Below are 23,546 nucleotides of genomic sequence, written 5' to 3'. Positions count from 1 at the left end.
ATTCTTGGAAGGCCCGTTAGGGCGAACTGATACAGGCTTAACAGCTAAAGCTTGTACAACCTGAAGGAGGATTCCATGAAAGTCAGTGCACGCAACACATTTGAAGGTATCGTATCCGCAATTACCAAAGGTGCTGTCAACGCCGAGGTTGCCCTGACACTAAAAGGTGGCATCCCACTGATCGCTACGATCACCAATGGCGCTATTCAAAACCTTGGACTTGAAGTCGGCGATGAGGCCTGTGCCATCATCAAGGCCAGTTCGGTCATCCTTGGAACTGATCTTCACGACGCCAGGATCAGCGCCCGCAACGTATTCTGCGGCACCATTGCCACGATCATCGAGGGCCCGGTTAACACCGAAGTTGATGTGGAGATCGGTGGCGGCAATATTGTCAGCGCTGTCATTACCCATGAAAGCGCCAAGCGGCTGGGATTGAAGGTCGGAGGCCATGGTTGTGCAATTTTCAAAGCTTCCAGCGTCATCATCGGTGTCAATTGATGGTAAAGATGCGGATTTTACTGGCGCTGCTGATAATTATGGCATTTACCGTCCCGGCATCAGCCGGGACGGTAAATCTTTCTGTCGCAGCCAGTCTGAAAGAGGTCATCAACGAGTTGTCCGACAGCTTTGCAAAGACACACCCCAACTTGAAGTTCATCAAGAACTACGGCGCTTCCGGGGCTCTGGCAAAACAAATCGAGAGCGGTGCCCCGGCTGACATCTTCATCTCAGCCAATCCGGAGTGGATGGATTACCTGAAGGAAAGGAAGCTGATCGATACCTCCAGCATTGCGATTTTTGCCTACAACACCTTGGTATTTGCAGGTTCGCCCGGCAAGGCATCTTCAATGCAGGAATTGAGCAGGTTAGAGAGGATTGCACTGGGGAGCCCCAAGAGTGTCCCGGCAGGGGAATATGCCATGGAAGCCTTGAAGAAGGCAGGGCTCGAAAAGCTGCTTGAAAAAAAGCTGGTCATGGCCAGGGATGTGCGTGAGTGTCTGATGTATGCCGAACGGGGTGAAGTTGATGGTGCCTTTGTCTACAAAACCGATGCACTCCAGGCGAAGCAGGCAAAAATTCTTTTTGTGGTTCCCCAGGGACTCTATTCACGGGTGACATATCCCGATGCCTTAACCGCTGCAGGCAGAAAAAACAAGGACGCTGCAGCATTCTTAACCTATCTGCATAGTAATGAAGCAAAATCGGTGCTTGGTAAATATGGATTTTCTATTTACTGAAAGCTGCTTATAAAAGGCAATGGAGCGAAAACCAGATCCCTCCCGACCCCCCTTTTTCAAAGGGGGGAGCGTTGGTGTGTGAACGTGGCCCAAGCTTGCATCTGTATATAATCCGCCTTTATCCGCTGCATCAGCGTAGATCCGTGTTCCATGGCTTGAAAAGACTTCTGCAGAACAGCACAGGCAGGCAATGACTCCATTATCGTCCACCGATCTCGATGCAATCAGGCTCTCGATTCAGGTTGCCGTGGCGGCAACTCTGCTGTCACTGCCATTCGGTTTTGCCGTAGCCTACCTGATCACCTTTGTCAGATTCCGGGGCAAGGTCGTGGTTGAGGTTCTGGTCAATCTGCCGCTCACCCTGCCTCCAGTGGTGGTCGGTTATTTCCTGCTGCTTCTTTTGGGCAGGCACGGTTGGCTGGGGTCTCTGCTGGACCTGGCGGGCATCCGGCTGATCTTCACGCTCAAGGCGGCGGTCATCGCCTCCGCGGTGGTTGGATTCCCCTTGCTGGTGCGATCGCTCCGCATCGGCATGGAGGCCATTGACCCGCAGCTCATCCATGCTTCCCGGACTCTCGGAGCCCGTTGGCACGATACCCTGCTGACTGTGATCCTGCCGCTCTCCCTTCCCGGCCTGGCTGCCGGTTCTTCTCTGATGTTTGCCCGCAGTCTGGGCGAGTTCGGTGCGACAATCATCGTGGCAGGCAATATTCCCGGTATCACCCAGACCATCCCGCTGGCCATCTATGATTATGCAGCTTCTCCATCCAGCGACGAGATGGCACTGACTCTCTGCCTTGTTTCGGTCGTAATTTCACTGATCGTGCTTTTTATGCACGAGATAATGGCCAAAAAAATGATTCGGAGAGACTGACATGCAGATCAGCATGACTGCACAAAAGAGTTTCGGCGCCTTTACACTTTCTGCCGAGTTTACCGCTTCCGGCGACAGGGTCGGCATCTTCGGTGTCTCGGGCAGCGGCAAGTCAACGCTGGTCAGCATGCTTGCCGGACTTGTGGAACCCGATAGCGGCGAGATCATACTTGATGGTGAATGTCTCTTCAGCAGCACTTCAAAGATTAACCTGCGCCCCGAACAGCGCAGGATAGGCATGGTTTTTCAGCAGCACTGCCTGTTTCCGCATCTGAGTGTCAGCAACAACCTGCTTTACGGTTTTAATCGCTGCCCCCCGCAATTCAGGAATATCGATTTCAACATGCTGGTGGATGTGCTGCAACTGAAGGGGCTTCTTGATCGTGGCGTCACCCGACTGTCGGGTGGCGAAAAACAGCGCGTTGCACTGGGGCGTGCAATATTGGCCAATCCGCGCCTGCTGCTGATGGATGAACCTCTTTCGGCGTTGGACGATGGCCTGCGTTTCCAGATCATCCCTTATCTGAAAAGCGTCAGCGAACGTTTCGGCATTCCTTACCTGTTCATTTCCCATTCGCTGGTCGAAATGCGGCTCATGACTGATACGGCTCTTGTATTTGAAAAGGGCAGGCTGGTTGAGCAGACAACCGGCGAACAACTGGCCCGAAACCGTATCGGCAAGAGCCAGGTTGGTTACATAAATCTGCTGAAGCTGGGGCGCCCTTCGCCCGCCTCCAGCCTGTATTCCTACCCCTGGGGTAACTCGCGGCTCCTGCTGTCGGCAGTCTCGGACAATGAGGAGGTGCTTGCCGAGCTCTCCTCCAAAGATATCATTCTCTTCAAAAATCATCCCGTCGCCATCAGTGCCCGCAATCTTTTAAAATGCACCGTCCGCTCCATCTTTGACTCACGCGGCACCAACGGCATTGAGCTGGACTGCAGCGGAAATACCCTGATTTCAGAGGTTGCCGACGATGCCATCAATGAACTGGAAATAGCCAAGGGAAACACCGTATATGCTGCCGTCAAAGCTTCGGCTTTCAGGCTCCCAGGCTTTAGGCCATCGGGAAAATTCATTTCATGAGAGTAGACATGCTGCACATAATCCAGAATGACCCCGCTTTGCAGCCGAAATTTTGCTCTTAAATTTTCTGGAGGCGGCAGAGCTGCAGTAAAAACAGAGTCCCTGCTTCATTTTTGAGCATCTGCTTCATGTGATACCCTCCTGGACCCCCACTTTCCATACCCATCTTTTCAGTTCTTATATTCACTAATATATAACATATTGAAATTAAACATATAAATTGTTTTGGCATGGTACATGCTAAAAACTAGACAAAGAACGTGAAAGAAGATGATGACAGGCAAAGGCGCCTCCAGCAGAAATGGAGGCGCCTTTTTTCATTCAACCTCACCAACAACTAGTGCAGCGTGCAATGTCTCGTGATCACACAGCATTGTTCAGCACACCAACCTGAAAGGAGTTTCACATGAGACAGATCGCGATTTACGGCAAAGGCGGCATCGGCAAATCAACCACAACCCAGAACACGGTAGCCGGTTTGGCATCACTCGGCAAAAAGGTCATGATCGTCGGTTGTGACCCCAAGGCAGACTCAACCCGTCTGATTCTGCATGCCAAAGCACAGAATACGGTTATGGATCTGGTGCGCGAGCTGGGTACGGTTGAGGACCTGGAACTGCAGGATGTGATGAAGGTCGGTTACGGTGATGTCAAGTGTGTCGAGTCCGGTGGACCAGAGCCTGGTGTTGGCTGTGCCGGCCGTGGTGTTATCACTGCGATCAATTTCCTTGAAGAAAACGGCGCTTATACACCGGATCTTGACTTTGTCTTCTACGACGTTCTGGGCGACGTTGTTTGCGGCGGCTTCGCCATGCCGATCCGTGAAGGCAAGGCAGAAGAGATTTACATCGTCTGCTCCGGCGAGATGATGGCCATGTACGCTGCCAATAACATTGCCAAAGGTATTCTCAAGTACGCTTCTTCAGGCAAGGTTCGCCTGGCCGGCCTGATCTGCAATGCCCGTAAGACCGACATGGAATATGAACTGATCAGTGCCCTGGCAGCAAAACTGGGCACCCAGATGATCCACTTCGTACCTCGCGACAACCAGGTGCAGAGGGCCGAGCTGCGCAGGATGACAGTTATCGAGTACTCCCCCGATCATCCCCAGGCCAACGAGTACCGTACCCTGGCACAGAAGATTGCCGACAACAAGATGCTCGTCGTGCCGACTCCGCTGGAGATGGAAGAGTTGGAAGATTTGCTGATGGAGTTTGGAATTATGGAAGCGGAGGATGAGAGCGTAGTAGGAGTAGTCGAGAAAGCTGCTTAGTGGCAAACGCTTTTGGGCCATCTCGGCGGTGGTCTTCGGATTTACGTTGTGCGGCGTAGCGCTGCTACGCCTCCGCCGAAATCCTAGCCCTCCACCGACCTGACCTCAAAATCGTTCGCCAGTAGGAAAATCATTTATAGGAGACATATTATGTCAGAGACACCTAAAAAAATAGAAGGCATTACCAAAGAATCCACCCAGGCCATGATCGATACTGCCCTGGCTGCTTACCCCGAGAAGGGCAGGAAAAAGCGCGCTCCGCACTTGGCGCCCAATGATCCCGAAGGTAGTTCATCCTGCGTCAAATCCAACCGTAAGACAGTTCCCGGTGTGATGAGTGCCCGCGGCTGTGCCTATGCAGGTGCCAAGGGGGTGGTCTGGGGACCGATCCGCGACATGGTCCATGTTTCCCACGGTCCGGTCGGCTGCGGCTGGTATTCCTGGGGTACTCGCCGCAACCTGATGAGCGGTACCAACGGTGTTGATCAGTTCGGCATGCAGTTTACCTCCGACTTTCAGGAAAAGGACATCGTCTATGGGGGCGACAAAAAGCTGCGCACCCTGCTGGAAGAGGCTCATGAGCTGTTCCCGCTGGCCAAAGGTATTTCGGTGCTGTCCGAGTGTCCGGTTGGTTTGATCGGCGACGACATCAACTCCGTCGCAAAGGTGGCTTCCAAGGAACTGGATATACCCATCATTCCCTGCAATTGCGAAGGATTTCGGGGAGTCAGCCAGTCCCTCGGGCATCACATTTCCAACGATACCATCCGCGACCATATCATCGGCACGCGGGAATTTGCCGAACCGGCCAGCCCCTATGACATCTCGCTGATCGGTGACTACAACATCGGCGGCGACGTCTGGTCTGCCAAGTCGCTGCTGGAAGAGATCGGCCTCAACGTCAAGTCGGTCTGGACGGGCGACGGAGAGCTGGAAAAGATTGCTGCCACCCACACGGTGAAGCTGAACCTGATCCACTGCTACCGTTCGATGAACTATATGTGCAAGGTGATGGAAGAAAAATATGGAATTCCCTGGCTGGAGTTCAACTTCTTTGGGCCGACCAAGATCAAGGAGAGCCTGCGCGCAATCGGCGCCCGTTTTGACCAGACGATTCAGGACAAGGTGGAAGTGGCGATCGCCAAGTATGAGCCGATCATGCAGGCCATCATCGATGAGTACAAGCCGCGTCTGGAAGGCAAGAAAGTGATGCTGCTGGTGGGCGGTCTGCGCCCGCGTCACACCATCGGCGCTTATGAAGACCTGGGCATGGAATGCGTCGGCTCCGGCTACGAATTTGCCCACAACGATGATTACGAGCGCACCATGCCGGAAATGCCGGAAGCTACGGTCATCTATGATGATCCATCCGAGTTCGAATTCGAGCAGTTCGTGCACAAGCTCAAGCCTGATTTGATCGGCAGCGGTATCAAGGAAAAGTATGTTTTTCAGAAAATGGGTATTCCGTTCCGCCAGATGCACAGCTGGGATTACTCCGGCCCGTACCATGGCTATCAGGGGTTTGAGGTGTTTGCCAGGGACATTGACATGGCACTCAACAGCCCGACCTGGAAGTTGGTTAAATCACCTTTCTAGGTATGTTACGACGCCCGCTTTTGCGCCATCTCGGCGGTGGGCGTCACGCTCCTCTTGTGCGGCGTAGCGCTGCTACGCCTCCGCGGGAGCGCTAGCCCGCCACCGACCTGGCATCAAAATCGGACGCCGGTAGGTAACTGCAGGAAAATTGTTGGTAGCAGGTTTAGGGTTTTGCTTTTTATCTTATTCGGCACAGCCCGAGGTTCCAGATGCAAGGCGCGGGAGGAGCAGGTTGTGAGGCGTAGCAGCGCTACGTTGAACAGCATGCGACGAGCGCAACGCCGCAGGTGGACCTCCGGCGAAGCCGACACAACTTACAGGCCGTGTGACAGATTGGTCGCCGGTTTAAAGGAGATCTTTATGAGTGCAACCGAATCGGCAGCTGCTGTTAAATATGTAACTGAAACACCGCCGGAAGAAATCGCACGGGTCAAGGAGTGGATCAACTCTGAGGAGTATAAGGAGAAAAATTTCGCCCGCCAGGCGCTGGTGATCAATCCGGCCCATGGCTGTCAGCCGCTGGGTGCTGAAATGGTGGCTCACGGCTTTGAAGGGAGCCTGCCGTTTACCCATGGTTCCCAGGGGTGTGCCTCCTACTACCGCTCAACTCTTAACCGTCACTTCCGCGAGCCGGCACCGGCCGTCTCCGATTCAATGACCGAGGATGGCGCCGTGTTCGGCGGGCAGAACAACCTCCATGAGGCGCTGGAAAACGCTGTTGCGCTCTACAAACCAAAGATGATCTCGATCTTTACCTCCTGCATGCCTGAGGTAATCGGCGACGACCTGACCGCCTTCATCAAGAACGCCAAGCAGAAGGGGTGTGTTCCCGAGGGATTGCCGGTACCCTACGCCAATACCCCCAGCTTCAACGGCTCTCACGTTCACGGCTACGACGCCATGTTGCTCTCCATCCTGCAGACTTTGACCGAAGGCAAACAGATTGAGGGCCGCTGCACCGGCAAGCTCAACCTGATCGCCGGCTGCGATTTCAATACCGGCAACTACCGCGAGTACAAGCGCATTCTGGAAGCGTTTGGAATCCCGTGCACCGTTCTGGGAGATATTTCCGAAACTTTCGATTCTCCCTGCGACGGTACCTACCGTATGTATGCCGGCGGCACCAAACTTGAGGATGCAGCGGATTCGATCAACGGTAAGGCAACCATCACACTGGGCCCCTATGCCACTTCCAAGACCTTCGGCTGGATCAAGGACAACTACTCCGGCAAACATGCTTCCATGCCGATGCCGGTGGGAATTGAGAAAACTGATGCCTTCCTGATGAAGATTGCCGAACTGTTCGGCAAGCCGGTTCCTGCATCACTGAAGGCAGAGCGCGGCCGTGCAGTCGATGCCATGACCGATGCGCACCAGTACATCCATGGCAAAAAGTTCGCAGTCTATGGCGATCCCGATTATCTGATCGCTTATGTAACCTTTCTGCTGGAAATGGGAGCCAAGCCGTACCACATTCTCTGCAGCAAGGGGAGCAAGAAGCTGGAGAAGGAGATTCAGGCACTGCTGGATGCTTCCCTCTACGGCAAGGATTGCAAAATCTACATGAACAAGGATCTCTGGCATATGCGCAGCCTGGTGGTGACAGATCCGGTTGACGCCATGATTGGTGATACCCACGGCAAGTTCGCCGCCCGCGACGCAGGTATTCCATTGTTCCGCTTCGGCTTCCCGATCTTTGACCGGGTCAATCTGCACCGTTACCCGCTGGTCGGCTACCAGGGGATCATCAACATGATCACTTTTATCTGTAATAAGTTTATCGATATTAAGGATGAGACGTGCGAAGACCGCTTCTTCGAGATGATGAGGTAATGCGAGCGAGCCTTTTCCGCCATCTCGGCGGTGCCGTCGTCATCGCTTGTGCGACGTAGCGCTGCTACGCCTCCGCGCTCTTCCTAGGCGCCACCGACCTGACGAAAAAAACTCACTCGCAAGTGAATTAAAAGTAAGAAAGGGCGCTACCCGTTTACGGGTGGCGCCCTTCTTTTGTCTTTGGAATCTTAGGTAATTATTCTAAATCTGCTCGAAATAAGCCTGTGGATGCTTGCAGACCGGGCAAATTTTGGGTGCTTCTGTTCCTTCGTGGATGTGACCGCAGTTTCTGCAGTGCCAGGTCACTTTTTCACTCTTTGTGTAGTGTGTGTTTGCCTCCAGCTCTTCCACCAACTGCTGGTAGCGCTGTTGATGGAACTTCTCGATCCTGCCGATTGATTCAAACAGGTAAGCAATGTCTGCAAAACCCTCTTCGCGGGCTTCCTTTGCCATACGGGGGTACATGTCGGTGAATTCGTCGGTTTCTCCGGCAGCCGCAGCTTTGAGGTTGTCGATGGTGGAGCCAATCCCGGCCAGATGTTTGAAATGCAGCTTGGCATGTTCTTTCTCGTTGTCGGCTGTCTCCAGGAAAATGGCTGCAATTTTCTCAAATCCTTCCTTTTTTGCCACCGAAGCGAAATAGGTGTACTTGTTGCGAGCCTGGGATTCTCCCGCAAATGCATCCTTCAGGTTCTGTTCTGTTTTGGTTCCTTTGATGTCCGCCATTCGATACTCCTCCTTTGAATTATCATCTTGCATGTCGTGCAGCAGTAACTCCGATGTCTTCCTTGTAAAGCTCCTGGCTGCAGTCAAATCAAAATTCTGTGTCGGTCTGATTAGTTCGTGGGTATTTCGGACAACGGTATTCCGAGAGCATTAGCCACGCCCTGTCCATAGGCAGGATCGGCCTTCAGGCAGTTGCCGATATGTCGAATCTGTACTTCTAGCGGTGCGCCGCCGATGGCACGGGCGGTGTTGGCAAAGAGCAGTGCCTTCTTTTCCTCAGTGATCAAACGGAAGAGTGCCCCAGGCTGGGAGTAGTAATCTTCGTCTTCTCGGTGGTTCCAGTGATCGGCAGCCCCTTCCAGGCTCAGCGGGGGTTCGGCGAAATCGGGCTGCTGCTGCCACTCATTATAACTGTTGGGTTCATAGCCGAGGGTGCTTCCATGATTACCATCCACGCGCATGGCGCCATCGCGGTGGTAGCTGTGGAACGGGCAACGGGCCGCATTGACCGGGATCAGGTGGTGATTGACTCCCAGCCGGTAGCGCTGGGCATCGCCGTAGGAAAACAACCGTCCCTGAAGCATCTTGTCCGGTGAGAAGCTGATGCCGGGAACGACATTGGCGGGATTGAAGGCGGCCTGCTCCACTTCGGCGAAGTAGTTCTCCGGGTTGCGGTTCAATTCCAGCACGCCAACTTCCATCAGCGGGTAATCCTTGTGGGGCCAGACTTTGGTAAGGTCAAAGGGGTTGAAGCGGTACGTGGCCGCATCTTTTTCAGGCATGATCTGTACATAGAGCGTCCAGCGAGGGAAGTCACCGTTGTCGATGCTTTCCAGCAGATCGCGCTGATGGCTTTCACGGTCACAGCCCACTAACGCTTCGGCTTCAGCGTCACTCAAATTTTGGATGCCTTGATGGGTTCGCAGGTGAAACTTGACCCAGTGCCGTTCGTTATTGGCGTTGATGAAGCTGAAGGTGTGGCTGCCGAAACCGTGCATGTGACGATAGCTGGTGGGAAGACCACGATCACTCATCACGATTGTGACCTGGTGCAGCGCCTCGGGCAGCGAGGTCCAGAAATCCCAGTTATTTTTGGCACTGCGCAGGTTCGAGCGGGGATCGCGTTTGACTGCGTGGTTCAAGTCCGGAAACTTCAGCGGGTCGCGCAGGAAGAATACCGGTGTGTTGTTGCCCACCAGATCCCAGTTACCTTCCTCGGTATAGAACTTCGTAGCAAAGCCGCGGATGTCACGCTCCGCATCTGCGGCTCCACGTTCACCGGCCACCGTGGAAAAACGGGTGAACAGCTCGGTCTTTTTACCCACTTCGGAAAATATTTTTGCCTTGGTATAGCGGGTGATGTCGTGGGTAACGGTGAAGGTGCCATAGGCGCCCGACCCTTTGGCGTGCATGCGGCGCTCGGGAATCACTTCGCGATCAAAGTGGGCCAGTTTTTCCAGAAACCAGACATCCTGCAGTAGCGCAGGTCCGCGACGTCCGGCGGTCATGATGTTCTGATTATCAACAACCGGGGCACCTGCGTTGGTGGTGAGTCTTTTTTGGGTCATCTCGCTCTCCTTTGTAAGTGATTTTTTGAGTAGACCGGTAGAAGCCATTTATACTGTTCCTAGTATTTACTAGATAAGAATTATTCTTGTCAAGAAAAGTTAGACAGATTTTATTTTCCAGGAAGGGGTGTTTGCTGGAGACAGGTGTGGCAGATGCCGTAGACTACTACACTTCTGGTGTCAATGCGCCCCCAGGCGGATACTTCTGAGGGAAGTAGCGCGTCATCCACTGACTGCCATTGGAAATCCATGATTGTTTTGCAACTGCTGCAGATAAGATGGTGATGACGCATGAGGGCAACTTCAAAACGGGCCTGGCTCTCAATAGTTTCCACTTTGTTGATCAGGCCGTGTGCCGCAAAAGTGGCCAAAGTGCGGTACACCGTGTCCAGTGAAATGGTGGGGATCTTCTTACGCAGTTCCTGATGCAGGATTTCGGCAGTGGGGTGCGTGTCCAATAAGGCCAGTTGCCGGTATACTTGCAGGCGCTGATGGGTGACTCTCAGACCTGCTGCTCTGCAAGCCTGCTCAAAGAGGGCCAGATGTTCTTCCATGTTCTGAGGTGTAGTAGGCATGCGTTCCTGCCTTTCCCGTGCTGAAAGTAGATGCATCATAAACTAGATTCAGTCAGAGTCAACGTTCCTCTCTATTATTGCTGTCCCCATTGAAACTACTTTGTGACTATCGGAACAGCTGACATACGTGCAACAAGATAGGCCAACTGCACAACAAACAGGCAGAAGTCCCGAACAAATGAAGTCGTAATCCTTTATTTATTTTTAAAATCGGCATGTTAGGCGTTTTAGCCATATTGGCATGCCCCATGCTATGTCCTTAGCACAAGACAATGGTTTCACGATTATTCTTTGGCAAAGGCGCCAACCATCAAAACAATGGGGCGCCTTTTTGCTTTGTTTGAAACTGGTGGAGGTAAAACATGGCAAAGCCCGACTACTACGATGTAACCGACTGTGAAACCAACGACAAGGGCGCGCCCAAGTTCTGTAAAAAGTCTGAGCCGGGGGAGGGAACCGAACGCTCCTGCGCTTATGATGGTGCCCGGGTGGTGCTGATGCCGATCACAGATGTGATCCACTTGGTGCATGGCCCCATCGCGTGTGCCGGCAACTCCTGGGATAATCGCGGTGCCCGTTCTTCCGGTTCGCAACTCTACCGGCGCGGCTTTACCACCGAGATGCAGGAGAACGACGTGATTTTCGGTGGCGAGAAGAAGCTCTACAAGGCGATTCTCGACCTGGCGGTCCGCTATCCCGAAGCCAAAGCAATCTTTGTCTATGCCACCTGTGTGACTGCCATGACTGGCGATGATGTTGAGGCAGTATGTCTTGCTGCGTCAGAAAAAGTCGCACTACCGGTCATACCGGTAAATACACCAGGGTTTATCGGCGACAAGAACATCGGCAATCGTCTTGCCGGTGAGATCCTTTTCAAATACGTAGTTGGAACGAGCGAACCGGAGGAGTTGGGTGAGTATCCCATCAACCTGATCGGTGAGTACAACATTGCCGGTGACCTGTGGGGCATGCTGCCGCTCTTTGACAAACTGGGCATCCAGATCCTTTCCTGTTTCAGCGGGGACGCCAGTTTCAATGACCTGCGCTACGCTCACAGGGCCAAGTTGAATGTGATCATCTGCTCCAAGTCTCTGACAAACCTTGCCAAGAAGATGCAGAAAACCTACGGCATGCCGTATGTCGAAGAGTCCTTTTATGGCATGACCGACACCGCCAAAGCTCTGCGCGACATTGCCCGTGAACTGGACAACGCTGTTAATGGATTGGAAAAAAGAGTCATGCAGGATCGGGTCGAAAGACTTTTGGAAGAGGAGGAACAGAAATGCCGTGCGGCGATCGCTCCGTATCGGACCAGGCTGGAAGGGAAGCGGGCCGTGCTCTTCACCGGTGGGGTCAAGACATGGTCAATGGTTAATTCGTTGGCGGAGCTGGGGGTGGAGATTTTGGCGGCCGGCACACAGAACTCAACCCTGGAAGATTTCTATCGCATGAAAGGACTGATGCATCAGGATGCCAAGATCATCGAAGATACTTCTACTGCTGGACTGCTGGCGGTCATGGCTGAAAAGCTGCCCGACCTGATTGTGGCCGGCGGCAAGACCAAGTTCCTTGCGCTCAAAACCAAAACCCCTTTTCTGGATATCAACCACGGCCGTTCCCATCCCTATGCGGGATACGAAGGAATGGTCACATTTGCAAAGCAGCTGGACATGACGGTCAATAACCCAATCTGGCCGGTGCTTAATGCCCCGGCACCCTGGGAGAAGAGCGATGAGCAGCTGGCCGGGGAGCTGACCGCGACTGCCGGGCATGCCGAGGCCTTCCTGGCTCTGCCCATGCCGCCGGCGGAAAGCCTGTTTCCCCCTCCCCCTGCGGGAGGGGGAAAATATGCCACGGTCAATCCCCAGAAGAATTCGCCCGCCCTGGGAGCCACCATGGCTTATCTCGGAATAGATAACATGCTTGGTCTGCTGCATGGAGCCCAAGGCTGTTCCACATTCATCCGCCTGCAGCTTTCACGGCATTACAAGGAATCCATAGCTCTGAATGCCACTGCCATGAGCGAAGATTCCGCCATTTTCGGTGGCTGGGAGAACCTTAAAAAGGGCATTACCCGGGTGATCGAGAAGTTTGGTCCCAAGGTGGTGGGGGTGATGACAACCGGTCTGACTGAAACCATGGGCGATGACGTGCGCAGCGCCATCCATCAGTTTCGGGTGGAACACCCGGAGCATGACGAAGTACCGATTGTCTGGGCCTCCACTCCCGATTATTGCGGTTCATTGCAGGAAGGTTATGCCGCCGCAGTGGAGGCGATTGTGTCCACCCTCCCCCTGGCCCCCTCCTTTAGGCCCGCTACTGGGGTCCATGAAGGGAGGGGGGATATTAAGGCCCCCTCTCCCCCCGTGGGAGAGGGTCGGGGAGAGGGGATTCCGGATCAGGTCAATCTGTTGCCCGGCGCACACCTGACCCCGGCCGATGTGGAGGAGTTGAAGGAACTGGTGGAATCTTTCGGGCTGACGGTGCTGACGATCCCCGATATCTCCAACGCAATGGATGGCCATATCGATGATGTTGTCTCGCCGTTGTCTACCGGCGGTATAGCGGTGGATGAAATACGAAAAGCAGGCTCCAGCGTGGCAACACTTTATGTCGGAGATTCTCTGGCAAAGGCCGGTCTGAAATTGAAAGAGCAGTTTGGGATTCCGGCCTACGGTTTTACCTCTCTGACCGGCCTGGCTGAGACCGATCGCTTCATGGCCGTTCTCAGTGCAATTTCGGGCCGACCGATCCCGGACAAGCACCGCCGCTGGCGCAGCCGTTTGATGGATGCGATGGTTGACAGCCATTACCAGTTCGGCAACAAAAAAGTCGCCATTGCTCTGGAGGCGGATAACCTCAAGACTCTGACCGGCTTCCTGGCAGGCATGGGCTGCGAGATCCAGGCCGCGCTGAGCGCCACCCGCACCCGGGGGCTTGACGCTCTCCCCTGCAAGAATGTAGCGGTCGGAGACTTGGAGGATTTGGAGGAGGCTGCAGTTGGTGCAGATCTGCTGGTTGCCAACAGCAATGGCCGGCAGGCAGCGGCCAAGCTCAAGATCGGTGCTCATCTGCGGGCCGGCCTGCCGGTTTTTGACCGTCTAGGTGCTCATCAGAAGGTCTGGGTCGGGTACCGCGGAACAATGAACCTGGTCTTCGAGGTGGCCAATTTGTTTCAGGCGAATGCCAAGGAGGCACAGAAGCTTGCTCACAACTGAGGCAGGTTGAGATTAAGGTTCAGGGGAAATCAGCAGCATCGGCTGTTTCAGGAAAGGAGAGAGACCAATGAAAATTGCATTTACGTCGAAGACAGGTGAGATGATCGATCTGCATTTCGGGCAGGCCGAGAGTTTCCAGATTTGGGAAGTGGGGCCGGAAGAGGCAGATTTCATCGAAACCATCAGTGTGGGGGAGCATGGAGCGGACGAGGAAGATCGCATTGCCGCCCGGGCGAAGCTTCTTGCTGATTGTGCCATCGTCTACACCATGCAGATTGGCGGTCCGGCCGCGGCCAAACTGGTAGCCCTGAAGATCCACCCCATGAAAACCAACACTGAAGTCAGCCTTAAGGAGACCGTGGAGCGTTTCCAGGAGGTACTGCGGGGCAATCCGCCACCTTGGCTGAGGAAGGCGATGAACAAGGGGCAAATGGCCTCTTTCATGGAAGATTGAACCTGGGGATCGGGGACTGGAAATTCCTCAACCTTACCCTTAACCTTAGCCTGACAAGACAAACTAACCAACCCTACAGGAGGTATAAGAAAATGGCCTACATTACCGGATTGACCAAGAGCAAAAAGGAATGGACCCCGCAGTTTATTACCGCTATCGACAAGGAAGTCTGCATTGGTTGTGGCCGCTGTTACAAGGTCTGTGCAATGGACGTGCTGGCGTATGAAGAGGTGGATGAGGATGATTCCGCCAAGGCTTACATGACAATTGGCAAGGAGGGCAACTGTATCGGGTGTCAGGCCTGCGGAAGGACATGCCCCAAGAAGTGCTTTTCCTTCGCACCGCTCGAAGCATAGAAACAGGGAAAAACAGAAAAAACAGGTTCAGGTTAAGGTTGAGCTAAAGGTTGAGCTAAAGGTCTTCCTTAACCTCAACCTCAAACTCAACCTGTTTTCGGAGGTGGTTTATGCTCATCGCGGTTGCGTCAAAAGATGGCAAAGAGATAAATCAGCACTTCGGTCATGCCGAGCGTTTTCTGATCTATGAGGTGGAGAACGGTGAAGTCAGGCTGGTTGACGAGAAGAAGGTTGACCGCTATTGCAGCTATGACCCGGAGCACCCCTTGCGCGGGCATCTGCTCAGAGACATCGGTACTGCACTTGCCGGCTGCAGGGCGGTGGTTACTGCCCAGATGGGGGAACATCCCCGGAGCGAGCTTGAGCAACTCGGCATCGAACCATTTACATTATGCGGTCCCATCCACTTTACGCTGGTGGAGGTGGCAAAAATTCTGTGAATACCGGAATGAGCCATAATTCTTTCAATCATTGTAACCTTCCCCCCTGGGTGATCGCTTCGCGGCATTTTAACGACAATCCCCAGCCTCTATCGATCCAGGGGGTCAGGGAAGGAAACCGGTTCCTGTTTGAAAGACTGGCCGACATTGCCTCACAGGAAGAGCGTGCGGTGGTGTTCAACGATTACATGTCTGTGAAGTTTCAGCTGCATCTCTGGCAGGACCAGGCCACCGACAGTGCGCGCAAGAGCATCAAAAACAGCTATCTCAGGTTTCTGCGCGGCTGGATGATGGATTCAAATTCAGTTGAAGGAGCGGTGCTGAAACGCTGGGTTGAGAGCAGGATGGGAATTGCCCCAACTTTTCATCGTGCCAGGATAACTGATCTGCATGGTGAGGAATATTTCAACTTTACGGTTGATGTGATGAGGGGAAGCGCACGTACCAATGCGATTCAGTCCCAACTTGATCTGCTCTATGAATATTGCCAGTACGAGCTGCAGCGGAGCAATTCTGAAACTGCAGCTCAGATTCTCTATCGAGGTACCTGTGATGCAGCGGAGTATGACCTGCTTGAGCAAGTAAGCCGTCGCGAGCAGATAGTGCGATTCAATAATCTGGTTTCATGTACCGCTGAAGAGGAGCGCGCCTGGGAGTTCGGATCAACAGTGTGGGAGGTGCACGTTCCACTTGCCAAGATCTTCTTCTACGGGGGCTTGCTGCCGGGCAGCATTCTGAAGGGAGAAGAGGAATACCTGGTGATAGGTGGCGATTACCGGGTGCGCAAGGTAATGTGTACAATATAGAAAAGCCCGGCACGAAGCCGGGCTTTCAGTGAAACAATTTCGATAAAGACAGGTGCTAGCAGCTGTTAGATCAAACCGTGGGCAACCATGGCGTTGGCCACTTTGATAAAGCCGCATATGTTCGCGCCGAGCACATAATTGCCGGGTGCGCCATACTCATCGGCTGTTTCAAAGCAGTTGCTGTGGATGTTGATCATGATGTCTTCCAGTTTTTTCTCGGTATACTCGAAGCTCCATGAATCGCGGCCGGCATTCTGCTGCATCTCGAGAGCCGAGGTGGCAACGCCGCCTGCATTGGCAGCCTTGCCCGGGCCGTAGGCAATCTTGGCGTCGAGGAACACTTTGACCCCTTCCGGAGTGGTTGGCATGTTGGCACCTTCGCCGACGGCGATGCAGCCATTTTTGACCAGGGTTGCGGCGTCTTTGCCGTTGATTTCATTCTGTGTTGCCGACGGCATTGCCACTTGGCAGGGGATCTCCCAGATGTTGCCGTTGGGGATGTATTTGGCGTGTTTGTGGACACTGGCGTAATCCTGAATGCGGCGACGCTCGACTTCCTTGAGCTGCTTGATCAGATCGAGATCAAGACCTTTTTCGTCATAGATCACACCATTTGAGTCGGAGCAGGCCACACACTTGCCGCCCAGTTGATGAATTTTCTCGATGGTATAGATGGCGACATTGCCGGAGCCGGAAACCAGGCAGGTTTTGCCGTCAAAAGAGTTTTTGCGAGCTTTGAGCATTTCATTGACAAAGAAGGTGGCACCATAACCGGTCGCTTCGGTGCGAACCAGTGATCCCCCCCAGGTTAGGCCCTTGCCAGTCAGTACGCCCGGCTCGTAACGGTTGGTGATGCGTTTGTACTGGCCGAACATGTAGCCGATCTCGCGACCGCCCACGCCGATGTCGCCGGCAGGAACGTCGGTGTGCTCGCCCAGATGACGATAAAGCTCGGTCATGAAGCTCTGACAGAATCGCATGACTTCATCATCTGACCTGCCTTTGGGGTCAAAATCGGAGCCCCCTTTGCCTCCACCGATCGGCAGGCCGGTCAGGGAGTTTTTGAAAATCTGCTCGAAACCGAGGAATTTGATAATTCCGAGGTAAACTGAAGGATGGAAGCGCAGGCCGCCTTTGTAGGGTCCCAGGGAACTGTTGAATTCAACCCGGAAGCCGCGGTTGATGTGAACCGTACCTTTGTCGTCCTGCCAGGGTACCCTGAAAATGATTTGACGCTCGGGCTCGCAGATGCGCTCGATAATTTTGCGCTCAAGATACTCGGGGTGCTTGGTCACAACTGGTCCAAGGCATTCGAGGACCTCGAGAACAGCTTGATGAAATTCTGTTTCACCAGGGTTTCTCTTCAGGACTTCCTGATACATTCCTTCAATTTTCTCGTCTACTTTTGGCATGCTGTGCTCTCCTTAGGTGATTAAAAATTTGCCAGCACTTTTTTGTGCAGTGCTTAAAATGTAAGCACAAAGCGCGCCTATTTGCTTTTATAATGTGCAGCTTGTGTAAAAAATGTGCAAATGATTGATTTTTGGGCATTCGCAAGAAGGTGAGGAATCAGCGTAAGAAATTTCTGAAAGTGCTTGGACGGAGTTGTGTTGTGATGGTACTCATAATATTTTAATAGTGTTACTCTGACGACGCAGATCCATTTTTAGTTAAAGTAACAATATTTCGTGAAATTGTAAACACTTGCATCTTCTTGTGGCATGAGGTAATAGGGTTTGGCGTTGTACGCAAAAGAGTTTTTCTAAAGTGATTAATTTTTGAGCAAATTAAGTGAGGCGTCCATGCTTATCGTTGTTTGTATCAAACAGGTTCCGGACACCACCCAGGTTCAAATCGATCCGGTCACCAATACTTTGGTCAGGGAAGGTATCCCTTTCATCGTCAACCCTTATGACACCCACGCTCTGGAGGAGTCCCTGCGCCTGAAGGACCGCTTCCGGTGCAAAGTGGCAGCCATATCAATGGGACCACCCAATGCCGAAGCTACCTTGAAGAAGGCGCTTGCTCTGGGAGTTGATAAAGCCATTCTTCTCTCGGATCGTGTATTCGGGGGAGCCGACACTTTGGCTACCAGTAACGTACTTTCTGCAGCCATTAGCAAGCTGAATACCGAAATGGACGAGGTGGGGCTGGTGCTATGCGGCAAACAGACCATTGACGGCGATACGGCCCAGGTGGGACCCGGCATTGCCAGTCGACTCGGTTATCAGCAGCTTACCCTGGTTGACCGTATAGAAAATCTTGACCTTTCCCAAAAAAGGATTCGCGTCAGTCGCAAACTGGAAGGGCGCCACGAAATAGTTGAAGCTCCTCTACCGGCCATGTTGACCGTAGTGCGGGAGCTGAACCGGCCGCGCTACCCGAAAGTTCCCATGCGCCTGGCTGCTGCCGATGCGCAGGTGGAGGTGTGGAACAATCAGGTGCTCAAGCTGGATGAGCAGTCCATAGGTCTCAAAGGATCTCCGACATGGGTCAGCAAGATTTTTTCCCCGGAACGGGTGGTAGGGGAGATTTTGGGAGATGGCTATGCCGATCCGGAAGGAACGGCTGCGCTGTTGATTGAAAAACTGATGGCCAAGGATATGCTTCCAATCTAGCAGGCTAAGGTTGAGGTTAAGGTCAAGGTAACAGCCTTGTCTCAACCTCAGCCTTAACCTCAGCCTTTACAATAAGGATGTGACATGACTGAACAAAAGCCTAAACCAAAGCGGCCGCGCGGCGTTGCCCGTCTGTTGGCAGATACCTGTATTGCCTGCGGCGCTCGATGCCAAAGTGTTTGCCCGGTAAACTGTGTTGAAATGACCGACTCAGGGGAGCCGATCATCGATTCGGCCAAGTGCATTGGCTGTCAGAAGTGCGTCAAGATTTGCCCGGCCAGCGCCCTGGAGATGTACTTTACTCCGGAAGAGTTGAAGATACTGGAACAACTGGCCACTTCAGCTGCACCTGTGGAAGAGGAGCTTGACCCCGAAGCGGCTGCCATTGCCGCTAAACTGGCCCAATATCGTGGTGTCTGGGTTTTCATCGAACAGACTGAAGGGGAGTCGGCAAAGGTTTCCTGGGAACTGCTTGGCGTAGGCCAGGAACTGGCAGCAAAACTTGGTGTTGAACTGTGTGCCTTGATCATCGGCCACAAGGTCGAGCATCTCTGCACAGAAGCCTTTGCCTATGGCGCAACCAAGGCGTATCTCGTCGATGCTCCCGTATTTTTTCACTATCGCACCGAAGCCTATCTCGAAGCCTGCTGCCACCTGATCACAAAACACAAGCCGGAAGTAATCCTGATGGGAGCCACCGGCATGGGGCGCGATCTGGCGGGTGCCGTTGCCACCAAAGTCGCCACCGGCCTGACCGCCGACTGCACCGGATTGGGCATTGACGACAAGCGCAACCTGATGCAGACACGACCTGCCTTTGGCGGCAACATCATGGCCACCATTATGTGTGACAAGTTCCGTCCCCAGATGGCTACGGTGCGTCCCAATGTCATGCCGATGCCGGAACACAAACCGGGTGCGGTTGGTACGATCATTCGCGAGGATTTCACTGTTCCTGAAGAAAGCATTCTGACCAAGGTCATCGAAATCATACGAGACAGCCACAACAAAAGTGCAGTTGACATTACCGGTGCCGAATTTATCGTCTCCGGAGGACGCGGCATGATGTCTCCTGAAAACTTTGCCATTCTTCATGAACTGGCCGAGGAATTAGGCGGTGTCGTGGGCGCATCCCGCAGTGCCGTTGATGCCGGATGGATGCCGACAGATCGTCAGGTGGGACAGACTGGTAAGACGGTTCGCCCCAAGATCTACATCGCCTGCGGCATTTCCGGCGCTATTCAGCATCTGGTGGGCATGCAGGATTCAGATATGGTCATTGCCATCAACAGGGATCCACAAGCTCCGATTTTTGAAGTTGCCAGTTATGGAATAGTGGGCGACCTGTTTCAGGTGATACCGGCCCTGACAAAAAAAATCCGGGAAATTAAACGGAAAAACTCCTAGCTCCCTTGGGAATTACTCCTTTGACGACTGTTCCAATTCTTTCCAGCCTTCGATATTACTGAGGTTCAACCATGACATCACGTCCGACCATATTCGCTGTTCTTCTTTTTATTTCTCTTGCCATCTTTGCCTGGGGATGCTGGCGCCGTTTCAGTCTGCTCACCATCGGGCAGCGGGAAGACCGTTTCGACAATCCGGGGCAGCGGGTGCTGGAAATGCTGAAATATGCTTTTGCCCAGAAGCGGGTGCTGGCCAAGCCATTCGGCATCAATCATTTCGTCATATTCTGGACATTCCTGATCCTGCTTGTAGCGAACAGCGAGTTCATTCTGAACGGCCTGTTTCCGAGCATCAAGCTGATCAAGCTCCCTTTCGAGCTGTATGTCCCGCTTGTCTTCATGATTGATATGGCTTCAATCCTGGCCCTGGGGGCGGTTGTCATTGCCTATGTGCGCAGGATTGTTGCTCCGCCGTTCCCTGAGGCCCGCACTGCCGAGGCTTTTGTTATTCTGACCCTGATCGGCATGTTGATGGTTGCCTACTTCTTCCTTAATGCCTCGGAACTGGCCACCATCATGTACCGTTCCAACTCTGACCCAGCCTCATTCCTGGCGACTGCCGGGAAAATGATGCCGGTTTCCGCACTGATTGCAGGTCTGCTTCCCCAGGCCCAGCTTGGTTCAATTCACGGCGCAGCCTGGTGGCTGCATGCCTTGGCCCTGCTGACGTTCATCTGCTATCTGCCCAACAGCAAGCACATGCACATCCTGACAGCAATTCCAAACTGTTTCTTCCGGCGTCTTGAGAAACCAAATACCGTGCCACGTGAAGAATTCAAGGCGGGTAACACCTTTGGAGTAGATCGGGTCGATCACTTTACCTGGAAAGACCTGCTTGATTCCTTTTCCTGTACTGAATGCGGGCGCTGTCAGAATGCATGCCCCGCCAGCCTGACTAAAAAGCCGCTTAACCCGCGTGGAATTATTCATGATATTAAAGTGAACTTGTTGAAAAACGGCCCCGGCCTGAAAAACGGTCAGCAGCCGGTAAAGGCGCTGATTGGTGAAGAGGGTGAGGAACATTGCTGTGATGAAGCAATCTGGGCCTGCACCACCTGCGGTGCCTGCATGGAAGCCTGCCCGGTCTTTATCGAACAGATGCCCAAGATCATTCAGATGCGGCGTCATTTCGTGGAAACCGAAGCCAGGTTCCCAGAAGAATTGCTCAACCTCTTTGAAAACATGGAGGGGCGCAGCAATCCCTGGGGCATTGCTCCTTCGGAACGCACAAAGTGGTCTGCCACCCTTGATGTCAAACCTTTTGACAGCGACACGACCGAATACCTGTTCTATGTAGGATGCGCCGGTTCGTTTGATGCACGCAACAAACATGTGACCGTTGCCATGACCCAACTGCTGGACAAGGCAGGTGTTTCCTGGGGGATTCTCGGCAAGGAGGAAAAATGTTGCGGGGACAGTGTGCGGCGTCTGGGCAATGAATACCTTTTTGATAAAATGGCGCGGGAAAACGTGGCGTTATTCAAGGAACGGGGCGTGAAGAAGGTAATTGTTCAATGTCCCCACTGTTTCACGACCTTCAAGAACGACTACCGTCAGTTTGGGCTGGAGCTGGAAGTGATTCACCACTCGGAACTCTTGCGCAATCTTGTTCAGGATGGTCGGCTTGTTCTTGATAAGACCACGGCAGAGTTCGGATCGGTGGTTTTTCATGATTCCTGCTACCTCGGGCGCCATAATGATGTGTACGATGCGCCGCGAGAAGTCATTGCCGCAGCCACAGGTGCAGCTCCAGCAGAAATGGAGCGCAACCGGAATAATGCTTTCTGCTGCGGCGCCGGTGGAGGCCGCATGTGGATGGAAGAGCATGGCGGGGAGCGAATCAATCTTGCCCGTGTGAAAGAGGCGCTTGAGCAGAAGCCCGAGACTATCTGTGTTTCCTGCCCTTACTGCATGACGATGTTCGAGGATGGGCTGAAGGACGTCAAGAGTGAAGGAGTGAGGGTCAGGGACCTGGCTGAGGTTATGGCCGAGGCGGTACTCCGGTAACGATTGTTGACGCAAGACGTTTCATTTCCCTTGTCAGAGCTACGAAATCGATGGGTTTCGACATGTAACCATCGAATCCGGAAGCCATCAGCATTTCCCTGTTTCCTTTTATGGCGTGAGCGGTAACGGCAATTATGGGCACATGTCTCGTGCCCGCCGCTTCACGCTTTCTGATAATACTGGTGGCCTCCCAACCATCCATCTCCGGCATTTCCATATCCATCAGGATCAGGTCAAAAGATTCCTGTTCATTGATATCGACGGCTTTTTTGCCGTTATAAGCCGCGGATACTGTATGTCCCAATCTTCTGAGGATTTTTTCAGTTAAATTCCTGTTGGTTTCATGATCTTCGGCCAGCAGAATGTGAAGAGAACGCCCCCCCCACTGCAATAGACTCCGCTGATCCTTTTCCGCCGAACATGCGGTGGTTTCCTGTCTGATATCCATTTTGAGCGGCACGTCGAAATGAAAAGTGCTGCCCTTGTCACTTTCACGACCAAGCCGGATGCTGCCTCCCATCAATTCCGCCAGTTGCCGGGCGATTGTCAGCCCCAGCCCCGCACCGCCACATTTCCGGGTGCTTGAGGAATCCGCCTGTATAAAAGGGTCAAAGATCCTTTCTCTGAAACCGGGAGGAATGCCTGTTCCGGTATCCGCGATGGTGAAATGAAGTGTGGCGTGTGTGTCAGTCTGCTGGGTAAGGTGAAGGGAAAGGCGAATGGTGCCCTGTTCGGTGAACTTGATGGCATTTGAAATCAGGTTGCCTATGATTTGCCTGAGCCTGCGGGGGTCGCCACGGAGCAAGGCAGGAACCGTCTCCTCAACATCCTGAATGTAGTCAATATTCTCTTTGGGTAGCTTCAGCAGAGGTCCAACAGCCTCCTCAATTACAGCGCGAGGAGAGAAACTCTCATCTTCAAGCGCCAGTTCACCAGAAGCAAGATGAGAGTAGTCGATAATATTATTGATGATGTGCAGCAGGCTGTCTGAAGATGCCTGAATACCATTCAGATATTCCTGTTGCTGTTTACTTTTCGGAAGGGAATTAAGAAGTTCTACAAGGGCAACGATTCCATTCATGGGAGTACGGACTTCGTGATTCATGAGGTTCAGGAAATCCGATTTCGCCCGGTCAGCCGCTTGGGCCGCTGCCATGGCACCTGAAAGCTGCATCTCCAAGTGGCGGCATTGCTCCTCTGTTCGGGCAAGAGCGCGTTCCAGGGTAATGCAGTCATCAGAAACAGCTTTTTTCTGGAGATCAAGAGTTAATTGCTTGCAGCTTCCCCCTTTTTTTAATTGAATCTGTCGAAAGGAATTGCCTTCTCCTGCAACCGCACCACAAGCTGTCTCTGGCATGCACCCCTCCAAAACAGGCAGTAACTGTCTTGAAAATTATAGGACAAAAGCTGA

General features: G+C 53.1%; 20 protein-coding genes. 15 read left to right on the top strand and 5 right to left on the bottom strand.

Annotated elements, in window-relative coordinates; all coding sequences use genetic code 11:
* Positions 1–75 precede the first annotated feature (75 nt).
* The 7 genes from KJB30_RS08915 (at position 76) to nifK (ending at position 7,901) form a co-directional block, all read left to right on the top strand.
* A complete protein-coding gene (locus KJB30_RS08915) occupies positions 76–501 on the top strand; it encodes a TOBE domain-containing protein (protein WP_214298208.1) in 426 nt (141 codons plus the stop codon).
* On the top strand, positions 501–1,241 hold the full coding sequence (gene modA, locus KJB30_RS08910) for a molybdate ABC transporter substrate-binding protein (protein WP_214298206.1): 741 nt from the start codon (positions 501–503) through the stop codon (positions 1,239–1,241). Before KJB30_RS08915 ends, modA begins: the two co-directional genes overlap by 1 nt.
* A 190-nt stretch (positions 1,242–1,431) precedes the next feature.
* Entirely contained in the window at positions 1,432–2,115 is a 684-nt protein-coding gene (modB, locus tag KJB30_RS08905; protein ID WP_214298203.1) for a molybdate ABC transporter permease subunit, read from the top strand.
* A 1-nt stretch (position 2,116) separates the two neighbouring features.
* Positions 2,117–3,199: a molybdenum ABC transporter ATP-binding protein gene (gene modC / locus KJB30_RS08900; RefSeq protein ID WP_214298195.1), complete on the top strand. Its 1,083-nt coding sequence runs from the start codon at positions 2,117–2,119 to the stop codon at positions 3,197–3,199.
* A gap of 406 nt (positions 3,200–3,605) precedes the next feature.
* Positions 3,606–4,472 carry a nitrogenase iron protein gene (gene nifH, locus KJB30_RS08895; protein WP_214298189.1) on the top strand — a complete coding sequence of 289 codons (867 nt, stop codon included), beginning with the start codon at positions 3,606–3,608 and terminating at the stop codon, positions 4,470–4,472.
* Between the two features lie 150 nt (positions 4,473–4,622).
* Positions 4,623–6,068 carry a nitrogenase molybdenum-iron protein alpha chain gene (nifD, locus tag KJB30_RS08890; RefSeq protein WP_214298187.1) on the top strand — a complete coding sequence of 482 codons (1,446 nt, stop codon included), beginning with the start codon at positions 4,623–4,625 and terminating at the stop codon, positions 6,066–6,068.
* 360 nt (positions 6,069–6,428) lie between these two features.
* Entirely contained in the window at positions 6,429–7,901 is a 1,473-nt protein-coding gene (gene nifK / locus KJB30_RS08885; RefSeq protein ID WP_214298185.1) for a nitrogenase molybdenum-iron protein subunit beta, read from the top strand.
* A gap of 201 nt (positions 7,902–8,102) precedes the next feature.
* On the opposite strand, the gene rbr is transcribed toward nifK, so the two are convergent.
* From rbr to KJB30_RS08870, 3 genes are all read right to left on the bottom strand, one after another.
* Positions 8,103–8,627 carry a rubrerythrin gene (gene rbr, locus KJB30_RS08880; protein ID WP_214298183.1) on the bottom strand — a complete coding sequence of 175 codons (525 nt, stop codon included), beginning with the start codon at positions 8,625–8,627 and terminating at the stop codon, positions 8,103–8,105.
* 110 nt (positions 8,628–8,737) lie between these two features.
* A complete protein-coding gene (locus KJB30_RS08875; protein WP_214298181.1) occupies positions 8,738–10,195 on the bottom strand; it encodes a catalase in 1,458 nt (485 codons plus the stop codon).
* Positions 10,196–10,305: 110 nt separating this feature from the next.
* The gene (locus tag KJB30_RS08870) at positions 10,306–10,770 is read right to left on the bottom strand and encodes a Fur family transcriptional regulator (protein WP_214298176.1); all 465 of its coding nucleotides are present in this window, start codon (positions 10,768–10,770) and stop codon (positions 10,306–10,308) included.
* A gap of 362 nt (positions 10,771–11,132) precedes the next feature.
* Between KJB30_RS08870 and nifE the strand changes: the two genes are divergently transcribed.
* The 5 genes from nifE (at position 11,133) to KJB30_RS08845 (ending at position 16,044) form a co-directional block, all read left to right on the top strand.
* Positions 11,133–13,988: a nitrogenase iron-molybdenum cofactor biosynthesis protein NifE gene (nifE, locus tag KJB30_RS08865; protein WP_214298175.1), complete on the top strand. Its 2,856-nt coding sequence runs from the start codon at positions 11,133–11,135 to the stop codon at positions 13,986–13,988.
* A 67-nt stretch (positions 13,989–14,055) separates the two neighbouring features.
* Positions 14,056–14,442: a nitrogen fixation protein NifX gene (nifX, locus tag KJB30_RS08860; protein WP_214298174.1), complete on the top strand. Its 387-nt coding sequence runs from the start codon at positions 14,056–14,058 to the stop codon at positions 14,440–14,442.
* 92 nt (positions 14,443–14,534) lie between these two features.
* Positions 14,535–14,798, top strand: coding sequence for a ferredoxin III, nif-specific (fdxB, locus tag KJB30_RS08855; protein ID WP_214298173.1), 264 nt, complete (start codon positions 14,535–14,537; stop codon positions 14,796–14,798).
* Positions 14,799–14,908: 110 nt separating this feature from the next.
* Positions 14,909–15,238, top strand: a complete 330-nt coding sequence (locus tag KJB30_RS08850) for a NifB/NifX family molybdenum-iron cluster-binding protein (RefSeq protein ID WP_214298171.1) — start codon at positions 14,909–14,911, stop codon at positions 15,236–15,238.
* Between the two features lie 8 nt (positions 15,239–15,246).
* On the top strand, positions 15,247–16,044 hold the full coding sequence (locus tag KJB30_RS08845) for an NAD(+)--dinitrogen-reductase ADP-D-ribosyltransferase (protein WP_214298466.1): 798 nt from the start codon (positions 15,247–15,249) through the stop codon (positions 16,042–16,044).
* 65 nt (positions 16,045–16,109) lie between these two features.
* Here KJB30_RS08845 and gdhA read toward each other — a convergent pair whose 3' ends face one another.
* Entirely contained in the window at positions 16,110–17,456 is a 1,347-nt protein-coding gene (gdhA, locus tag KJB30_RS08840) for an NADP-specific glutamate dehydrogenase (protein WP_214298169.1), read from the bottom strand.
* Positions 17,457–17,846: 390 nt separating this feature from the next.
* On the opposite strand from gdhA, the gene KJB30_RS08835 reads away from it, so the two are divergent.
* The 3 genes from KJB30_RS08835 to KJB30_RS08825 all read left to right on the top strand — a co-directional run bounded on the left by KJB30_RS08835 (position 17,847) and on the right by KJB30_RS08825 (position 22,135).
* Positions 17,847–18,662 carry an electron transfer flavoprotein subunit beta/FixA family protein gene (locus tag KJB30_RS08835; RefSeq protein ID WP_214298168.1) on the top strand — a complete coding sequence of 272 codons (816 nt, stop codon included), beginning with the start codon at positions 17,847–17,849 and terminating at the stop codon, positions 18,660–18,662.
* Between the two features lie 84 nt (positions 18,663–18,746).
* Positions 18,747–20,069 carry an electron transfer flavoprotein subunit alpha gene (locus KJB30_RS08830; protein ID WP_214298164.1) on the top strand — a complete coding sequence of 441 codons (1,323 nt, stop codon included), beginning with the start codon at positions 18,747–18,749 and terminating at the stop codon, positions 20,067–20,069.
* Between the two features lie 71 nt (positions 20,070–20,140).
* Complete coding sequence (locus tag KJB30_RS08825) at positions 20,141–22,135, top strand: heterodisulfide reductase-related iron-sulfur binding cluster (protein WP_214298163.1); 1,995 nt, start codon at positions 20,141–20,143, stop codon at positions 22,133–22,135.
* On the opposite strand, the gene KJB30_RS08820 is transcribed toward KJB30_RS08825, so the two are convergent.
* Positions 22,110–23,492 (bottom strand): ATP-binding protein, encoded by a 1,383-nt coding sequence (locus KJB30_RS08820; protein ID WP_214298159.1) that lies wholly within the window; start codon positions 23,490–23,492, stop codon positions 22,110–22,112. The genes KJB30_RS08825 and KJB30_RS08820 overlap by 26 nt on opposite strands.
* Positions 23,493–23,546 lie beyond the last annotated feature (54 nt).

Source organism: Pelotalea chapellei, from assembly GCF_018531195.1.
Classification (GTDB): domain Bacteria; phylum Desulfobacterota; class Desulfuromonadia; order Geobacterales; family Pseudopelobacteraceae; genus Pelotalea; species Pelotalea chapellei.
The sequence above is the reverse complement of the archived record's forward strand: the minus strand, read 5'-3'. Positions and strand labels throughout refer to the sequence as shown.